This window comes from Pseudomonas sp. DW-iso17, from assembly GCF_058725345.1.
Window position 1 is genome coordinate 1 of the sequence record NZ_JBZXEA010000034.1, and the last position, 16883, is coordinate 16883.

The window sequence follows — 16883 nt, forward strand, 5'->3', positions numbered from 1 at the left end:
GTGGTACTGGTGGCGGCACTGGTGGCGGCACTGGCGGCGGCACTGGTGGCGGCACTGGCGGCGGCACTGGCGGCGGCACTGGTTCGACAACCACCCCACTGGTCACCGGCCAGATCGCCGGCACCCTTGGCACCACAGTCGGCAATGTCGGTACAGCGGTCGGTAACCTGGGTTCGACGTTGAATGGCGTACCCATCGTCGGCGCAACCGCTGGCGGCCTGGTCACCTCGGCAGGCACCGCTGTTAACAGCATCGGCACTGGCGTAACCGCCGGCTTGGGCTCACTGGGCACCAACACCAACTCCCTGGGCACCACGGTAGCAGGCGTAGGTAATGGGGTGGCCGATTTGGGCGGCGGCCTCTCGACCACCGGCCAATCTCTGTCAACCACCCTCGGGGGAGTACCCGTCGTCGGCGGTGTGACAGGCGGAGTAGGCACTGCGGTAGGTGGCGTTGTGGATAAAGTCGGCACCACCGTCACCATGCTCGGCGATACCCTGAGCACGGCCAGCACCACGGGCCCACTGGGTTCATTGACCAATACCTTAGGCAGCAAAGTAGTGGTGCCTGTAGTGTCGCTGGTGGAAAACACCACCGGCAACCTGGGCAACGCAACCGACCTGGGCGCTCCACTCAATGGCGTACTGGATAAAGTCGGTTCGGCTGTCACTGGCCTGGGTACTCAAGTCGCCAGCACTGGCGGCACGGGCAACCCGGTCACCGGTATTGTCGGCACCGTGCTCACTGGCGTCGGTGGCACACTGGATAAATCGGGCGGTTATGTGGCCCCAACCGGTGGCACCTCGGCTCCCGGCATTCCAGAGCTGGTGGGTGGCCTGGTGGCTAACGTGGGTACCGGCCTGAACGTGGGCAACACCAACGGCACCGTCAGTGCAGCGGGTGTGACCGGTGGTGCAGTCGGCGGCACCGTTGCGTCGCTGGGCACTGTGCTGGGTGGCACAGGTGTAGCAAACACCGCAGCTACCGCACCGGTCGCCACCGTGGCGGCCAATGTCGGCGCAGCGCTCAACCCTGTGACCAGCGGCGTCACCAACCTGACGCAAACCATCGGCACGACTACCGGTGTGGGTGCTCCGGTGAATGGTTTGGTCACTCAAGTCGGCGGCGCAGTCAGCAGCTTGGGTACCAACCTGACGGCGGCCAACGCCAACCCGATCACCAACGCGGTAGGCACCACCGTCACAGCGGTCGGCGGCACCGTCGCCTCGGTGGGTGGCCTGGTGACGGGCGGCACCACTGGCGGCACCAGCGGTGGTTTGCTCGGTGGCCTGAATATCGGCACCACCGCCACGGCAACCGGCACGGCCACAACCACAGGCGGCACTACGGCCACTGGCGGTCTGGGCGGTTTGTTGAACGGCCTGACCGGCAAATAGAAATGCACCTGGCCGATTAGACGGCCTCCCCTACAGCGCCTACGCTTGGTTGAGACGAGAGACCTTTAATAAGTCTCTCGTCTTTTTTATGGGCGGCGACACGCTTTATCAATCGCCACCCTCCCGAACCGAGTCCCAGAACCCGGCGGGCCCGAAGCGCTGCTGCAGTTGACCATGGAGTGTCCTATGCGCGTGTTGACGCCGTTGTTATTGCTCACCCTCAGTGCCTACGTCCAGGCCGAGACCCTTCCCAGCTTTCTTAACAGCAACGACACTGTCCGCACCCTGCCGGTGCCCAACCTGCCCGCCGACGCCTACCGACCACCCTCGTCGAAAACCCAGGTACCTGAAGCGCCACCGACTGCCGGCCAGCCGCTGTTGATGGACACCAAGGTCACTATTCGAAAGTTGCAGATCGAAGGCGGAACGGTCTACCCGCTCGCCGAGACGGCACAGGTGTATGCGCCGTTGATTGGACGAGAAACCAACCTCGCCCAACTGATTGAAGCGACCCGTGGGATCACCCGCCGTTACCAGGAGGATGGCTACCTGCTGTCCTACGCGTTCCTGCCGCAACAGAATTTCGAAAACGGCCTGGTCCGCGTGGTACTGGTGGAGGGCTACATCAAGGACTATCAACAAACCGGCGACATCGGTTCGGTGTCGGCCTACGTCGATAAACTCGCGCAGAAGCTCCTGGCTGAGCGCCCGCTGACCCGCAAGACTTTCGAGCGCTACACCACGCTGATGAGCCGCATCCCCGGCCTCAGCGTACAGGCGCAAGTACCGCCACCGGGCACCACTGATGGCGCCACGCACATGCAGATCCAGGCCAGCCGCAAACCTTTCACCACCAGCATGAGCCTGGTGCAAAAAAGCCGTGGCGGCACGCAAGCGTTGCTGAGCGCCACCAGCAATTCCCAGACGTCCATGGGCGAGCAGCTCAGCGTCAGCGGCCTGTTCCCACCCGGCGAGGACAAAGAACACTACTACCGTGTGGACTACAACCAGTTCATCAACGCCGAGGGCACCCAACTGGCACTCGCCGCCGAACGCTATCGCGCCGACCCCAACAGCAGCGTGCAACTGGACGGCGGTTTCGAACTCAAGCCGCACCAGTCCATAGACCGCTACTCCATTGGCCTGAGCCATCCGTTCATCGCCTCCCCCACCGAGTCGCTCACCCTGGGCACGCGCCTGTACGCGGTCGACCAGACCACGCGCTATAAACTGGTGGGCTACCCGCTGCGTTTCGACATCGAATCCAACCTGCGCGCCCTGGCCTTCGAAGGCGATTGGCGCAAAGCCGACGCGCAACGCCTGCGCATCATCAGTGGTGGCCTGTACCAGGGCATAGACGGCTTGGGCGCCACAGCCCGCAGCGACCTCGGCGTGGCCAAACCCGACCTCGACTTCTTCCGCCTGCGCCTTTCCGGCGTGCAAAGCGACAAGTTCTTCGACAACTGGCAAGGCGTGTTGTCGGGTGCGCTGTACTGGAGCGACAACACCCTGCCCGACAGCGAACGCGTGACCTTCGGCGGGCAGAATTTCGGCCGTGGCTACCCGGACGACCAAGGCTCGGGCGACAAGGGCTGGGGGGTGGCGTACGAGGTCAACTACAGCTTCAACCGCACCGGCAACTGGGTGAAGATCCTGCAACCCTACGTCGTAGTCGACCGCGCCAAATCCTGGTTCAACGACCTGCCGGTCAAGGCCAACGACATGTCCTCGGCGGCGGTGGGTTTACGTTTTGGCGACAAAAAGTACTACAACATCGCGCTGGAGGCGGCCAAGCCAATGTCGGATATCGCCCTGGACAGCTTTAATCGCAGGCCGCGATATACGCTGAGTTTCAGTTATCAACTGTGATGAGGGCACCTGTAATCAACGTGGGAGCGGGCTTGCTCGCGAAGGCGGTGTGTCAGTCAATGAATATTTAACTGAGCCACCGCTATCGCAGGCAAGCCAGCTCCCACAAGGGTCTGTGTTGCTCACAGAATCAGTGCCCGACAGATCCCTTCGGCCTGACAGCCGAAACCTCTCTACCTGAGCCCCCGCGATCAAACGGTGGGAGCTGGCTTGCCTGCGATAACGGCCGGACAGTCGGCGACTAAGTGCCTGGCACCCCACGAGCCAAATGTGGGAGCGGGCTTGCTCGCGAAGGCGGTGTGTCAGTCAATGAATATTTAACTGAGCCACCGCTATCGCAGGCAAGCCAGCTCCCACATTTAATAAGCGGTGCCGGTCCGTTACCGACCAGGTGTAGAGAGGGGAAACAGGCTATTGAGGGTATCGAGCAAGCGAGCCAGGTAGATCGGCTTGCGAAACAGATCCAGCACCTGCAAGCGCAGCATATCGCTGACATCATCCATTTCTGCATGACCCGACATCACGATCACAGGCAAATGCGAGCGTGAGGTGTGTTCGCGCAGGCGCTTGATCAAGGAGATACCGCTTTCCTCGGGCATGCGCAGATCGGTGATGACCAGGGCGATATCGGGGTGAAGTGTCAATTCTTGCAAGGCGAAGGTGACGGAGGTCGCGGTAAAACAGACGAACCCCTCGTTTTCGAGGGATTCGGCCAACTCGATCAGCGCATCCTCCTCGTCATCCACCAATAGGATTTTTTGGCGGGATGACAAAAGGGTGCTCATGGGCGGTACCTGATAAATGAGACCACCAAGAGAACAATCGAAAGCATCGACGGTTAGGCCGCTGGCGTTAATGCAACGACTACCTTATCTAAAACGCCTTTAATTTTTTCGCCAAGCCCAGTGCCGACACCCACTATTACCAACGCAACTATCGCCACAATAATCACATATTCAATGGCCGACGCCCCGTCTCTACGGCGCAGGAATAACTGAGCGTGAATGTAAAATTTCAAGAACAGGTCAAGGATCATATGAGATCTCCTTCATGCGCCACAAAGCGCCGATACAGCTGGCCCGCACAATGATTGCCGTGTGCCACTAGAGCATTGTCAACAAATTTAACACTCACAACTGTAAGAACGAATTAATCATAAAGTATTAGTCGCCGCGCCAGCCCCACAAATCCGTTATTTACAGGCCCCGCTTTAACCGCGCAGATAAATTTTTCATTCAGTAATGGCAATTTGTCCTAGCTGGGCTACCTTCAAATAGCCAAATCGTTAGTTGTTCATCACAGCCCAGTTGCGAATTTAACTCGTTTGGATTAACGGGAATAAAAGCAGTGCAACAGGATAGGGAGCGCCGTCATGAACAGTCGTATCAGCATGGTCCTGGCTGGCTTGCTGCTTATCGGAGCCCTGGTTGCAGGGTATTGGGGCCTGGTGCTGAGCCGTCCGCCGGCACCCGCCGTAGCGCCCTCGCCAGCACCTGTCATTTCCGTTGAAAAAACCGTTGCTGTCGTGGAAGACCAGACCCGCCAGCCGGTCGTGGTGCTGGTGCACGCGGTTGCGCCTTTTGTGCCCCTCACCGCTGCCGATGTCGCCGTGGAAAAACTGCGCACCGTGCCGGCTGGCAGCCTGACCAGCGTTGACCAGGCCATCGGCCGCACGCCCTTGCGGGCCCTGGGTGCCGGCACCTGGCTCAATGATGAGAGCTTCACCGCCGGCGGCCCCCTGGCCCGCATGATTCGTACAAACGAACGCGCACTGGCCGTCGCCGTCGATGAGGTCATCGGTGCCGGTGGCCAGTTGAGCCCCGGCGATTACGTCGATGTCTTGCTGTTCTTGCGCCAGGACAATGCCAATGCCGAGCAGTCGGCGCAGGTGGTCATCCCAGCGATTCGCCTGCTCAGCGTCGGCGACCAGTTGGGCTTGGCCAACGACGGCACCCCGGCCGTACCGCCACCCGGCACCGCCGAAGAACGCGCCCAGGCTGCCCAACGCCGCACTGCCGCGCGCAGTGTGGTGCTGGCGGTGCCCGAACCCTTGCTGAGCCGGCTGATGCTCGCCTCCCAAGCCGGCACGCTGCGCCTGGCCGTGCGCAGTGCCGACGAACAATTGCTCAGCCGCTACTGGGCCGGCGAAAGCGACACCCCGGACAAGGTGCAAAGCGCCAACCGCGACCTCTACCAATTCACCCAATTGGCCCTCAGCGGCCCGCCAAAAAAAATCACCCCCGCGGTGGCCGACACCGGCCAGCGTCGGGGCGTCGAAGTGATTCGCGGCGCGGCGGCGGCACAACCTACCCCCTGATTGAACAAGGATGCCTTGAATGAGCCAACGCTACGCTCAATTGGCCTTGGCCTTGATGCTGCCGTGCCTGCCCCTGGGCATGGCGATGGGCGCATCGGGCAACTGCAACACCCTGGGCCAACTGCCCGCTGTGATCGAGGTGGGCGAAGGCTTGCAGACCGAGCTGCAATCGCCGGTAGCGATTACACGCCTGGCTATCGGCGATCCGAAAATCGCCGACGTGCGGGTCAACGGCGACCGCCACTTTCTGCTCACCGGTGTCGGCAGCGGTGCCACCAGCCTGATGGTGTGGACCGGCTGCTCGACCACGCCGCGTCAGAGCATGGTGTTCGTTAAAGGCAAGGCCACCTCGGCGCTGACCAGCCAATCGCTGTCGCCCTCCGAAGACCCGACGCTGCCCAGCCAGGTGCAGACCGATATTCGCTTCGTCGAGGTCAGCCGCACCAAGCTCAAGGAAGCCAGCACCAAGATCCTGGGCATGGGCAACAATTTCTTCCTCGGCAGCCCAAGCTTGCTGTCCCCTTCAGAGGGCATCTTCAAATTGCCGGTGAGCGCTGACAGCTTCAACATCGGTTTTGGCGGTGGCCGGGTCAAGGCGCTGATCAACGCCCTGGAAAGCAGTGGCTTCGCCTACACCCTCGCACGCCCGAGCCTGGTAGCCATGAGCGGCCAGAGCGCAACCTTCCTGGCCGGCGGCGAAGTGCCGATTCCGGTGCCCAGTGCCGGCAGCGATACCATCACCATCGAGTACAAGGAATTCGGCATTCGCCTGACCCTCACGCCCACGGTCATCGACCACAACCGCATCGCCTTGAAGGTCGCCCCGGAAGTCAGCGAGCTGGACTACAACAACGCGATCCGGATTGAGGGCATCCAGGTGCCTGCCCTGACCGTCCGACGCACCGACACCAGTGTGTCACTGGCCGATGGCGAAAGCTTTGTGATCAGCGGCCTGATCAGCAGCACCAACCGCTCCACCATCGCCAAGCTCCCGGGCCTGGGCGATATCCCGATCCTTGGTGCGTTTTTCCGCGACTCCAATATCAACAGCGAAGAAAAAGAACTGCTGATGATTGTCACGCCGCATCTGGTCCAGCCACTGGCTGCCAATGCGCAGTTGCCGTCGCTGCCCGGCGAAAAACTGCGCACCTATGACCCGAATTGGTTCCGGCTGTTCTTCCTGGAAAACGGCAACTTCGACCGTCGCAGCGGACTTTCCCAATGAGCGATAGCCTGAGCCAGACCTTCCTGGCAATCACCCGCAACAGCACCGACCTGGAATGGCTCCAGGGCGCACTGGCGCCCCTTGGCCAAGTGATCAGCGTGGGCGGCGGCAGCCTCGATGAATTGTTGGCACTGGTGGACGTGACCTTCGCCAACCTGGTGTTCGTGGGTCTGGACCGTGAACACCTGGTGGCCCAGAGCGCCTTGATCGAAGGCGCCCTGGAAGCCAAGCCGATGTTGGCGGTGGTGGCCTTGGGCGACGGCATGGACAACCAGTTGGTGCTCAACGCCATGCGTGCCGGTGCGCGGGATTTTGTCGCCTATGGCTCGCGCTCCAGCGAAGTGGCCGGGCTGGTGCGGCGCCTGAGCAAGCGCTTGCCGCCCACCGCGCCGAACGCCCACCTCGGCGGCCTCACCGTGCTCTACGGTGCCCAGGGCAACACCGATGGCGCCTTGCTGGCAAGCCACTTGGCGATGGTGGTGCAAAAAAGCGGCCAGCAGACGCTGATGCTCGACCTCGGCCTGCCCAGGGGCGATAGCCTGGCGCTGCTGGGCCTGGACAGCACCTTCAATTTCGGCGACGCCTTGCGCCACCTGCGCCGCCTGGACGCCACGCTCATCAACAGCGCCTTCACCAGCACCGACGACGGCCTGCGGATCCTTGCCTACGCCGCCAGCGATGAACCCTTGGAAATGACCAGCGCCGCCGAGCTGTACATGTTGCTCAGCGCCTTGCGCCAGCACTTCCAGCACATCGTGGTCAACCTCACCGGGCAAGCGGACAGCGAAGCCCTGCGTACCTTTGTCAGCCACTGCGACAAGTTGCTGTGGTGCACCGACCAGGGCGTGCTCGACTGTCGGCGTAACCTGGCGGTGCTGAACCTGTGGCGCGAAAAAGGCATGAAGCTCGACCATGCCAAGCTGCTCGTCGATCGCTACATCAAAGCCTGTGCCCCCGACACCGAAGCCCTGGAAAAAAGCTTCGGCCTGGAGTGCATCGCCGTGCTGCCCCTGAGCCCGGAAGTGCGCCTGAACGCCAAAAACCAGGGGCAAAGCCTGTTCACCCTGGCCCCCCGCGAAGCCTTGACCCAAGCCCTGCGTCACCTGGGCGAGCGCCTGGCCAAACGTACCGAAGGCTTGGATAAACCCTCGACACGCTGGTTCGAACGCCTGCTGGGGGCGAGTCGATGAACGGCGAAAAACTCTTCGGCGCCCCGGCCCGTGGAAGCGCCGCGCACAACGACCATGATGGCCTGAAACTGGTGCTGCATCGCTACATCATCGATGCCATCGAAGAGTCGGGCCAGAATCTGCTGGAAGGCTCGCGCCAATCCCTGGCGCAATTTGTCATCGACAAAGTGGCCGAATACATCACGCGCATGCACCTGGCGATCTCGCGCTATGAAATGGAGCGCCTGGCCGAGGAAATCGTCGACGAGCTGACTGGCTTCGGCCCGCTGGAAGTGCTGCTGCGCGATGTGTCGATCACCGAGATTCTGGTCAACGGCCCGCACCGGGTGTTTATCGAGCGTGACGGAGTACTCCATCAGAGCGATCTGCGTTTTATCGACGCGCACCATGTAGAACGCGTCATGCAGCGCATTCTCGCGCCCCTTGGAAGGCGCCTGGATGAGTCGTCACCGATGGTCGATGCGCGCTTGCCAGATGGCAGCCGGGTCAATGCGATCATCCCGCCGATTGCCCTGGACGGTCCCTGCCTGTCGATCCGCAAGTTTCGCAAGGACATGCTCAAGAGCAGCGACCTGGTGGCGATGCAGACCATCGACCACCCTATTTTCGAGTTCTTCCAGGAAGCGGTGGGCAAGCGCTGCAATATCCTCATCAGTGGCGGCACAGGCACCGGCAAGACCACGCTACTCAATATCCTCAGCCAATTGATCAACCCCCACGAACGCCTGGTCACCATCGAAGACGTGGCCGAGCTGCAACTGGGCCACCCCCACGTGGTGCGCCTGGAAACCCGCCCGCCCAATGCCGAGGGGCATGGCGAGGTCAAGGCCAGCGACCTGATTCGCAACGCCCTGCGGATGCGCCCGGACCGCATCATCCTTGGCGAGATCCGTGGCGTCGAAGTGCTCGACGTAATGACGGCCATGAACACCGGCCATGACGGTTCCATGAGCACCGTGCACGCCAACAATGCCCAGGACGCGCTATTGCGCCTGGAAACCCTGGTGGGTCTGACCGGCCGTGTGGTGGCGGAGAAAACCCTGCGGCAGATGATCTGCGCCGCACTGGATGTGGTGATCCAGTTGACGCGCCTGCCCGATGGGCGCCGTTGCGTCAGCGAGGTGGTAGAAGTGGTGGGCGTGCGCGACGACGTGTATGTCACCAACACCCTGTTCCGCCTCGACCGCCGTACCGGTTTTGGCTTCCTGCGCGAAGCGCTCAACCCGGCCGGCGACAAGCTGCGGCGTGAATCGGCATTGCCGTTGTAGAGAGGGCTTATGACCGGACTTGTCTTGCTGCTCATTTGCATCCTGCTGATCAGCCTGTCCGTCTGGCTGTTCCAGCGAGGGCTGCGCCAGGCCGGTACCGATCGGGTGCTGGAGCGGCTCTCCGATGGCCAGCCGGTAGCCCAGGAGCCGAACGGCAGCTGGGTTGCGCTGGAGCGCATGTTCCAGCGCGCCGGCCTGGGCAAGCCCACCGACCGCCTGGGGTTGTGGCTGAGTGGCTGGACCGCGGGCATGTTGCTGGGCTATCTGCTGGCCGGCGGGCTAGGCCTGTTGGCCATGCTGATCCTGCCGCCGCTGCTGTTGCGGGTGTATATCGCCTGGCGCTACCAACGGCGAGTGCAGCGCATGGTCGAACAATTACCGCAGCTGCTGGACCACAGCGTGCGCAGCCTCAAGTCTGGGCGCACCCTGGCAGACGCCGTTCTGGGCGCAATCGACAGCACCGAAGCGCCGCTCAAACAGGCGATGAGCCGCATCCAGCGTAACGTGCAAATGGGCGTGAGCCTGCCGGAGTCGGTCAGCGACTTTGCCGAGTTTTACGAACGCGATGAGTTCCGCCTGTTTGCCCTGGGCCTGAAGGTCAACCACCGCTACGGCGGCAACGCCAGCGAGCTGCTGGAAAACCTGATCAAGATGATCCGCGAGCGCGAACAGGGTGCGCGCCAACTCAAGGCCATGACCGGCGAAACGCGCATGACCGCCTATGTGCTGGCGGGCTTGCCCATCGCCATGGTCGGCTACTTTTTGATGGTCAACCCAGGCTACCTGATGAGCATGTGGAACGACGGTACAGGGCGCTACCTGCTGCTGGCCGCGGTGGCGCTCGACATCACGGGCACCTTCGTCATGTGGCGCATGTTGCGGAGTATTTGAGATGGCCATCCTGATCTGCATCCTGCTGTCGCTCGCCGCCGTCGCCTTGATCGTCGGCAACCTGCTGGAGCAGAAGCGCCGTCAACGCCTGGTCAGCCAACGCCTGCAAGGCCAACTGACCCGCGAGGACAAACTCGGCAGCCTGATGCGCCAGTTGGGCGCCAGCGCCGTGGCCCAGCGCTCGGTCAGCCTGGACAACGAAACCCAGACCCTGCTCAACCGCGTCGGCTGGCGCAAAGCCAACCAGCGGTCCATGTTTGCGGCTTTCCAGATCGGCGTGCCCATCGTGCTACTGGGCTTGACCCTGCTCGGCCAGCAACTGCTGTTCCCCCATGCTGGCTCGCCCTGGATTGCCCCGGCAATTGCCCTGGGCATCGGTTACCTGCTGCCCAAACGCATCCTGGCCCTCAGCGCGAAATACCGCCAGGAGCGCATCGCTCGGGAAATTTCCACCTTCATTCCGTTGCTGCGCATCCTGTTCGAATCCGGCATGGCAGTTGAGCAATCGCTGCGGGTGTTGAGCACCGAAGCCCAGCGCTTGCTGCCAGACCTGACCCATGAACTGCGGCTGGTCCTGGCAAGGGTCGACTCGGGTCTGGAGCTGTCCGAAGAGTTGGGCAAGACCGCACGCCTGCTGGCCGTGGATGAGTTCACCGACACCTGCATCATCCTTCAGCAGTTGATCCACCAAGGCGGCGGTGCGATGAAATCCCTGCTGGCCCTCAAGCAGTTGCTCGACGACCGCCGCCTGACCCGCCTGCAGGAATACATTTCGAAGATGTCCGCGAAGATGTCCGTGGTGATGATGGTGTTCCTGTTTCCCGCCTTGCTGATCGTGCTGGGGGGGCCGGCCATGATCGCCATCTCCCGAGCCTTGAATAATTTTTGAGGAGCCTGCCATGAAACCACTGATCGTCGCCTTGAGCCTGCTGATGCTGGGCGGTTGTGCCAGCAATGGCCAGGTTCCGTGGGCCGGGTTGCTGGCGCCGGGCAGTTGCCCCAAGCCCAGCGCCGACCAGGAGCTGTCGCTGAACCTGGCCGATGACATGGCCAACGAAGGCAAGCTGCACGCCAGCCTCGCCAACCTGCAGAACCTGCCCAGCACCCTGCCCCAGGTTCGTCAACGCCAGGCCCGTGCCTATCGCTTGCTGGGCCGTGCTGACGCCGAGCCGTTGTACCGCAGCCTGCTGGGCACCTGCCTGGCCGCCGACGGTGAGCACGGCCTGGGGCAACTGGCATCGGCCAAGGGCGACAACGGCCAGGCCATGGCTCACCTGCAACGTGCGGCACGGCTGGCGCCCACCGACGAAAAAATCCGCAATGACCTGGGCGTGGTGTACCTCGATCAACGGCGCCTGGACGACGCACGCTTTGAATTCATGACCGCCATCGAGCTCAAGCAAAGCGATCAACTGGCGGCAGTGAACCTGGTGACCTTGCTGATCTATCAGGACAATTGGGAGCAGGCCGCGAAAGTGGTCGGCCAACTCGGGTTGAGCCCTGATCAGGTGACCCGGGCCCAGGCACGGGCGCAACACCTCAAGGAGGCTGGCACGGCACCGCAGCGTCCAGTCAAAGATCAGGTAGCGGCGGTCAGCGACACGCTGCCGGCCTCTGTGAAATAGGGAGTCGATGATGAAATTCCACCACCTTGCCGGCCTTGCCTGCCTGGCGCTGCCCCTCCTTGCTTCGGCCATCGAAGCGGGGCCATCTTCACCCCGGCAGGCAGAAACGGAAAACTGGATGGCGCTGCAACTGAGCGGGCGTGCAGCCTCGGCCAACCCGCAAAAAACCACGCCGGCAGAACGCGAACAGGCGCTCAAGCGCTGGCTGGACAGCAACAAGCATCCAATCCCGGAGTTTTTTGATCAGAAAGTAGGCGGGACTGCGCAAAGTGGAAGCAAGTAAAGCTACTGTGGCGAGCAAGCTTGCTTGCGCTGGGGTGCGAAGCGCCCCCAAGAAAAGCCGACTCCAGCTGCGCTGTCGAGCGGGAGCAAGCTCCCTCGCCACAGAAAGATGGCTCCTGCAAGGTTTGCCTGGGCCTTTAGTGCGCAGTCACCCGCTGGCGCATCGCCGAGTTGTTCGGTGACAACGCCAGCGCCAACTGCGTGCGGTTGTGCATATGGGTCAGGCGTAATACCTGGGACACATACAGCTTGACCGTGTTCTCGGTAATCCCCAGCTCACAGGCAATCTGGTAGTTGGTCTGGCCCTTGCCCACCAGGCGGGCCACATCCAACTGGCGCGGTGACAGTTGATTGAAGATCGCCGGGATCTCCAACGGCCCGGCTTCATCGGCCGAAGGGTCCCCGTCATGGTCCTGGGGCGTCGGGTTTCGGCGCACCTTGTCCAAGTCCATATACAAGTCGTTGATGGATTCGGACAGGTACTGCAGCTTCTGGTTGAGCGTGCCCAGCTGCAGGTCTTTCTGCCGCTCCTCCAATGCCACTTCCTGGCGCTTGAGGCCCTCGAGCAATTCATCGAGGTTGATCGGCTTCTGGTAGTAATCAGCGATGCCCGCACGCAGGGCCTTGATCACATCCTGCTTGTCGGCGCGCCCGGTAAGCATGATCGCTTCGAACGCGCGATGTTTGCCGGCGATGCGTTGCAGCGCCTGCACCAGCTCGATGCCGTCCATGTCCGGCATATGCAGGTCACACAGCACTAAACCGATCTGAAGGTCTTCCTTGAAACGCTGGACAGCTTGCTCACTGGACTCGCACGGGACACAACGGTACCCGCTGCTTTCAAGAAATTCACAGAGCTCCTCTACGATTAAGGGTTGATCGTCGACTACGAGCACTTTTACTGCGGACGTAAGCTTGTTCACGCGCTACTCCATGCCTGGCAAGCCAAATGATGACCTATCCTTTCTGACGAAAATTCCTACACAACTCCTGATTAAACGTAGACGTACTTTCCGACTATGTACATAGCATTAATCAACTCGCGCGACTGATGGATCCAAAACCAGCTGCCGGCAAAACCTGTCAAAACGAAGGGCGCAAAAGGCTGTTTTGTTGACGCTTGCCCTCCCCGTTCAACGCGGTTTGAGCTAAGCCCTTGATGCATAAGTGTCCAGGCCACCATGGCGATGCCCGCACCGATCAACGCCCCCAGCAGGTACTCGATATTGGAGGCCAGCCCCAGGGCGGCGAGCAACTTCACATCTCCCGCGCCAAAGCGGCCCACCGCATAACCCGGCAAAGTCAGCACCAACGCCAAGGCCAAGGCCAGCCCCCCCTCGCTGCGAGGCGCGCCCAGCCACGTCGACCCCGCCCACAGCAGGTAGATCAACGCCAGCAGCCCAACGCCCAGGGTCAGCGTATTGGCAATCTGGCGCTGGCGAATATCCTGCACGGCACATACGCCCAACCACAGCACAATCACTAGCGTCTGGATCACGTAAAAAACATCCCTTTTGGCTGAATGATTCTATGCTGATATCAAGTACTCGCCTCAGGGTAGACGCAGTCATGAAATCGAGCCTCCCGAGAAAGCAAAAAGGTGCTGCGGCGATCGAGTTTGCCTTGGTCTTCGTGATTTTCTTTGCGGTGTTCTACGGCATGCTCAGCTACAGCTTGCCATTGCTGTTGATGCAGTCATTTCACCAGGCGGCGGCTGAAGGGGTACGCCGCAGTGTGTCCCTGGACCCCAGCACCGCAGGCTATTCGGCCCTGGTGGTGCAACGCGCCAAGGATGCCGCCCAGGCCCAATTGAACTGGATCCCCGGCTCACTGAAATTCTTGCCCGGCTATGTCACCGCCACCTACACCAATAATTTGCTGACGGTGAAGATCACCTACCCTTCGGCCAATATCAAAGCGGTCCTGCCGGCCCTGGTATTGCCCGGGGTGGGCACCGTACCCAACCTGCCCACCAACCTCACTGCTACCTCGAGCCTTCAGTTTTGACGACGGGGGATAAATTGTTCGCACGCCTGCGCGGGCGCACCAGCGCCCTGGCCTTGGACGCGCCAGCAGCACCCGCGCCGGGCCTGCAAGTGCAACTGGACAACCTGGGTCGGGTGCTGAACATCTCGGGCACCTTGAAGCCTTTACTTGCCCAGCATCTTGCCAACGCGCCCAACCCGCCCTTGCAGACCTTGCTGTGTGCCGACAGCGCGCGGAGTGTCGAGGGCACGCCGCAGGAGTGGCAACGACACGGCCTGGACCTCGACTTCCAGGGCGCTGCCGGCCAGGTCCTGCATACCCGCGGCTGGATCGAGCCGGAGGGTGACGGCTGGGCCCTGCACCTGCTGGACATCACTGACCTGCTGGCCGACCGAGTACGGGTGCAGCAACGCGAACAGAACCACCAACTCGCCGCCCTGATGAGCGAACAGCTGCGCGTGTGCAGCCTCAACCGCTTACCCCAGGTGTTCAGCGAACACCTGCGCAGCGTGGCCCAGCGCTGGCGCATCCCCTGCGTCGCCATGGCACTGCTCGACGAAGATGACCAGGGCTGGCGCATCTACAGCCACTACGCCGCCCACGACGCCCCGGCCTTATGGCAAACCGGGCAACACCTGGGCACCAGCCTGGACAGCATCAACGGCAACACGCCACTGAGCCTGGACATTGTTCAGGGGCGCAGCGACAACCCGCGCCTGCACGGTGTATTTGGCAACGCCGACGGCTTCCTGGTGCCGTACCGCGACAGCCATGGCGCCGCCGCGTGGCTGCTGTGTGGTTTTTATAACGGCCAGGCACACCACACCGGCGAGCGTGACTGGCTGAACCTGTGCGCAGCACTCGCCGCGCCGCTGCTGGGCCGCCTGCGCGAACAGCGTCACCACCAGCAACTGGAACGGGTTGAAGCCCTGCAAGGCCTGCTCGGCACTGGCTGGTGGGAACTGTTGCCCGCCACCCAGGAGATCCAGCTGGCGCCACAATTGCTGCGCAACCTGAGCCTGGACGAAGGCCCCACCCGCCAACCTCTCGGCACTTGGCTCGAACTTATCCACCCCGCCGACCGCCAGGCCCTCGACAGCCGCCTGCAAGACCTGCAAGCCCTGGGCAAGCCACTGCTGACCAGCGTGCGCCTGCAACGCACCGAGCCTGAGCAGTCGCCCCTGTGGTACCGCATACAAGGCCAAGTGCTGGGCGCCGGCAATGAACGGCGCTGGATCGGCTTCATGCTCGACATCAGCGACATCCAGAACCAGCAACTGCAAGCCGCCGCCGCCCATGCGCGCCTGGACAACCTGATCGCCAGCTCACCGGCCGTCATCTATGTGCAGCGCTACGTCAACGGCGCGCTGCACCCGGCGTTTTTCAGCGCCAGCCTGTTGCCGCTGCTGGGCTGGACCTTGGCCGATTGCAACCACGACACCCTGGCGGCGCTGATTCACCCCGACGACCGAGAACGCTACTTCGAACGCACCCGCCAACTGCTGCGCGAAGGCAACGTGCGCAGCCGCTACCGCCTGCGCGATAAACAAGGCAACTACCACTGGCTGCTCGACGAAGCCAAGCTTTTGCGCGACGACCTCGGCCTGCCGGTGGAAGCCGTAGGCCTGTGGCTGGACGTCACCGAAGCGACCCTGGCCGCCGAGCAGGTGCGCCAAAGTGAAGAACGCTACCGCATCCTGGTAGAAGACTCGCCAGCGATGATCTGTCGCTACCGCCCCGACCTGATCCTCACCTTCGGCAACACGCCGCTGGCCAATTACCTGGAATGTCGGCCCGAGCAATTGCCAGGCATCGACCTGGGCCAGTGGCTGTCGGATGAACAACGCGCCGCCTTTGTACAGCGCATCCAGCAACTGACCCCGGAATTCCCGGTGAGCACGGCGGAAATCAGCCTGCAACTGCCGGGGCGCGAACATGCCTGGTGGGTGTGGTCGGACCGTGGCGTCTTCGATGAACAAGGCGCCCTGATCGAGGTGCAGGCCGTGGGGCGCGACAACACCGAAGTACGCCGCTCCCAGCAGCAACTGACCCAAAGCGCGAAAATGGCCACCCTCGGCGAAATGGCCACCGGCCTGGCCCATGAGATCAACCAACCGCTGAACGTGATGCACATGGCCGTCGTCAACGTGCTCAAGCGCCTGGGCAATGGCGATGTGCAAATCGACTACCTCACGGAAAAACTCCAGCGCATCGACGCCCAGGTGCAACGTGCAGCACGGGTGGTCGACCATATGCGCGTGTTCGGCCGCCGCTCGGAAATCGAGCAGCAACCGTTCGACCCGGCGCAGGCGCTGGAGGGCACTCTGTCCCTGCTCAGCGAAGGCCTGCGCGGCAAAGGTGTGGACGTGCGCATCAGCCCTGCGGACTTCTCGGTGCAGGTCAAAGGCTATGTCGACCAGCTGGAGCAGGTGCTGATCAACCTGATGGTCAACGCCCGTGACGCCCTGCTCAGCCAGCGAGAAAAAGACCCTGCCCTGCGCCCCTGGATTGCCCTGCACAGCGAGCACGACAGCCGCCATGTGCGTATCTGGGTCGAAGACAACGCCGGCGGGATAGACCCGCGCTTGCTGGAGCGGATTTTCGAGCCGTTCTTTACCACCAAGCCAATCGGCGTCGGTACCGGGCTGGGGCTCTCGGTGAGCTATGGGATTGTGGAAAATATGGGTGGGCGCTTGAGCGTTACCAACGGCGAGGCCGGCGCGAAATTCTGCGTCGAGTTGCCCATCGCGCAGAACTCAATCAGCTAACCACGATGCGAAGTGAGCCGCTGTAAAAGCCAGCCCTTTCAAGGTCTTCTGTAAAATCCCCTGAA

Annotated in this window: 16 protein-coding genes; 12 read left to right on the plus strand and 4 right to left on the minus strand. The window is 62.1% G+C overall.

The annotated features are described in order from the left end of the window. Together AC4PS6_RS20620 and AC4PS6_RS20625 are read left to right on the plus strand one after the other, a co-directional pair. The coding region (locus AC4PS6_RS20620) for a collagen-like triple helix repeat-containing protein (protein ID WP_492180961.1) at window positions 1–1397 on the plus strand (1397 nt) is incomplete at its 5' end. 186 nt (window positions 1398–1583) lie between these two features. Further along, a complete protein-coding gene (locus AC4PS6_RS20625; RefSeq protein ID WP_106111817.1) occupies window positions 1584–3266 on the plus strand; it encodes a ShlB/FhaC/HecB family hemolysin secretion/activation protein in 1683 nt (560 codons plus the stop codon). A 380-nt stretch (window positions 3267–3646) separates the two neighbouring features. Here AC4PS6_RS20625 and AC4PS6_RS20630 read toward each other — a convergent pair whose 3' ends face one another. Together AC4PS6_RS20630 and AC4PS6_RS20635 are read right to left on the minus strand one after the other, a co-directional pair. Beyond that, a complete protein-coding gene (locus AC4PS6_RS20630) occupies window positions 3647–4051 on the minus strand; it encodes a response regulator (RefSeq protein WP_336827467.1) in 405 nt (134 codons plus the stop codon). Window positions 4052–4104: 53 nt separating this feature from the next. After that, window positions 4105–4302 carry a Flp family type IVb pilin gene (locus tag AC4PS6_RS20635; protein WP_019818340.1) on the minus strand — a complete coding sequence of 66 codons (198 nt, stop codon included), beginning with the start codon at window positions 4300–4302 and terminating at the stop codon, window positions 4105–4107. Window positions 4303–4638: 336 nt separating this feature from the next. Between AC4PS6_RS20635 and cpaB the strand changes: the two genes are divergently transcribed. Genes cpaB through AC4PS6_RS20675 form a run of 8 tightly spaced genes read left to right on the plus strand, consistent with a single transcriptional unit; the run spans window position 4639 to window position 12065 of the window. After that, window positions 4639–5583 carry a Flp pilus assembly protein CpaB gene (cpaB, locus tag AC4PS6_RS20640; protein ID WP_019818341.1) on the plus strand — a complete coding sequence of 315 codons (945 nt, stop codon included), beginning with the start codon at window positions 4639–4641 and terminating at the stop codon, window positions 5581–5583. A gap of 19 nt (window positions 5584–5602) precedes the next feature. After that, entirely contained in the window at window positions 5603–6808 is a 1206-nt protein-coding gene (locus AC4PS6_RS20645; protein ID WP_014716753.1) for a type II and III secretion system protein family protein, read from the plus strand. After that, window positions 6805–7998, plus strand: a complete 1194-nt coding sequence (locus AC4PS6_RS20650) for a CpaE/TadZ family protein (RefSeq protein ID WP_019818342.1) — start codon at window positions 6805–6807, stop codon at window positions 7996–7998. The genes AC4PS6_RS20645 and AC4PS6_RS20650 overlap by 4 nt, the downstream gene beginning before the upstream one ends. Further along, window positions 7995–9266, plus strand: a complete 1272-nt coding sequence (locus AC4PS6_RS20655) for a TadA family conjugal transfer-associated ATPase (RefSeq protein WP_014716751.1) — start codon at window positions 7995–7997, stop codon at window positions 9264–9266. The genes AC4PS6_RS20650 and AC4PS6_RS20655 overlap by 4 nt, the downstream gene beginning before the upstream one ends. 9 nt (window positions 9267–9275) lie before the next feature. Then, complete coding sequence (locus AC4PS6_RS20660; RefSeq protein ID WP_014716750.1) at window positions 9276–10157, plus strand: type II secretion system F family protein; 882 nt, start codon at window positions 9276–9278, stop codon at window positions 10155–10157. Between the two features lies 1 nt (window position 10158). Continuing rightward, window positions 10159–11046 (plus strand): type II secretion system F family protein, encoded by an 888-nt coding sequence (locus tag AC4PS6_RS20665; RefSeq protein WP_019818343.1) that lies wholly within the window; start codon window positions 10159–10161, stop codon window positions 11044–11046. Between the two features lie 10 nt (window positions 11047–11056). Then, a complete protein-coding gene (locus AC4PS6_RS20670) occupies window positions 11057–11782 on the plus strand; it encodes a tetratricopeptide repeat protein (RefSeq protein WP_019818344.1) in 726 nt (241 codons plus the stop codon). Window positions 11783–11792: 10 nt separating this feature from the next. Beyond that, the gene (locus tag AC4PS6_RS20675; RefSeq protein ID WP_032901580.1) at window positions 11793–12065 is read left to right on the plus strand and encodes a DUF3613 domain-containing protein; all 273 of its coding nucleotides are present in this window, start codon (window positions 11793–11795) and stop codon (window positions 12063–12065) included. Between the two features lie 136 nt (window positions 12066–12201). Here AC4PS6_RS20675 and AC4PS6_RS20680 read toward each other — a convergent pair whose 3' ends face one another. Together AC4PS6_RS20680 and AC4PS6_RS20685 are read right to left on the minus strand one after the other, a co-directional pair. Continuing rightward, complete coding sequence (locus AC4PS6_RS20680; protein ID WP_014716747.1) at window positions 12202–12987, minus strand: response regulator transcription factor; 786 nt, start codon at window positions 12985–12987, stop codon at window positions 12202–12204. A gap of 71 nt (window positions 12988–13058) precedes the next feature. Then, a complete protein-coding gene (locus tag AC4PS6_RS20685; RefSeq protein ID WP_336827468.1) occupies window positions 13059–13562 on the minus strand; it encodes a prepilin peptidase in 504 nt (167 codons plus the stop codon). A 71-nt stretch (window positions 13563–13633) separates the two neighbouring features. Between AC4PS6_RS20685 and AC4PS6_RS20690 the strand changes: the two genes are divergently transcribed. Both AC4PS6_RS20690 and AC4PS6_RS20695 read left to right on the plus strand, forming a co-directional pair. Further along, the gene (locus tag AC4PS6_RS20690) at window positions 13634–14071 is read left to right on the plus strand and encodes a TadE/TadG family type IV pilus assembly protein (RefSeq protein WP_492180964.1); all 438 of its coding nucleotides are present in this window, start codon (window positions 13634–13636) and stop codon (window positions 14069–14071) included. Then, entirely contained in the window at window positions 14068–16818 is a 2751-nt protein-coding gene (locus AC4PS6_RS20695; RefSeq protein WP_336827470.1) for a PAS domain-containing protein, read from the plus strand. Before AC4PS6_RS20690 ends, AC4PS6_RS20695 begins: the two co-directional genes overlap by 4 nt. Window positions 16819–16883: the final 65 nt, after the last annotated feature.

Bases quoted from the DNA above. Each gene is read 5' to 3' on its own strand.
- AC4PS6_RS20655 (WP_014716751.1), top strand. From the start codon at position 7,995: ATGAACGGCGAAAAACTCTTCGGCGCCCCGGCCCGTGGAAGCGCCGCG.
- AC4PS6_RS20670 (WP_019818344.1), top strand. From the start codon at position 11,057: ATGAAACCACTGATCGTCGCCTTGAGCCTGCTGATGCTGGGCGGTTGT.
- AC4PS6_RS20665 (WP_019818343.1), top strand. From the start codon at position 10,159: ATGGCCATCCTGATCTGCATCCTGCTGTCGCTCGCCGCCGTCGCCTTG.
- AC4PS6_RS20660 (WP_014716750.1), top strand. From the start codon at position 9,276: ATGACCGGACTTGTCTTGCTGCTCATTTGCATCCTGCTGATCAGCCTG.
- AC4PS6_RS20690 (WP_492180964.1), top strand. From the start codon at position 13,634: ATGAAATCGAGCCTCCCGAGAAAGCAAAAAGGTGCTGCGGCGATCGAG.
- AC4PS6_RS20625 (WP_106111817.1), top strand. From the start codon at position 1,584: ATGCGCGTGTTGACGCCGTTGTTATTGCTCACCCTCAGTGCCTACGTC.
- AC4PS6_RS20635 (WP_019818340.1), bottom strand. From the start codon at position 4,302: ATGATCCTTGACCTGTTCTTGAAATTTTACATTCACGCTCAGTTATTC.
- AC4PS6_RS20630 (WP_336827467.1), bottom strand. From the start codon at position 4,051: ATGAGCACCCTTTTGTCATCCCGCCAAAAAATCCTATTGGTGGATGAC.
- cpaB (WP_019818341.1), top strand. From the start codon at position 4,639: ATGAACAGTCGTATCAGCATGGTCCTGGCTGGCTTGCTGCTTATCGGA.
- AC4PS6_RS20645 (WP_014716753.1), top strand. From the start codon at position 5,603: ATGAGCCAACGCTACGCTCAATTGGCCTTGGCCTTGATGCTGCCGTGC.
- AC4PS6_RS20675 (WP_032901580.1), top strand. From the start codon at position 11,793: ATGAAATTCCACCACCTTGCCGGCCTTGCCTGCCTGGCGCTGCCCCTC.
- AC4PS6_RS20650 (WP_019818342.1), top strand. From the start codon at position 6,805: ATGAGCGATAGCCTGAGCCAGACCTTCCTGGCAATCACCCGCAACAGC.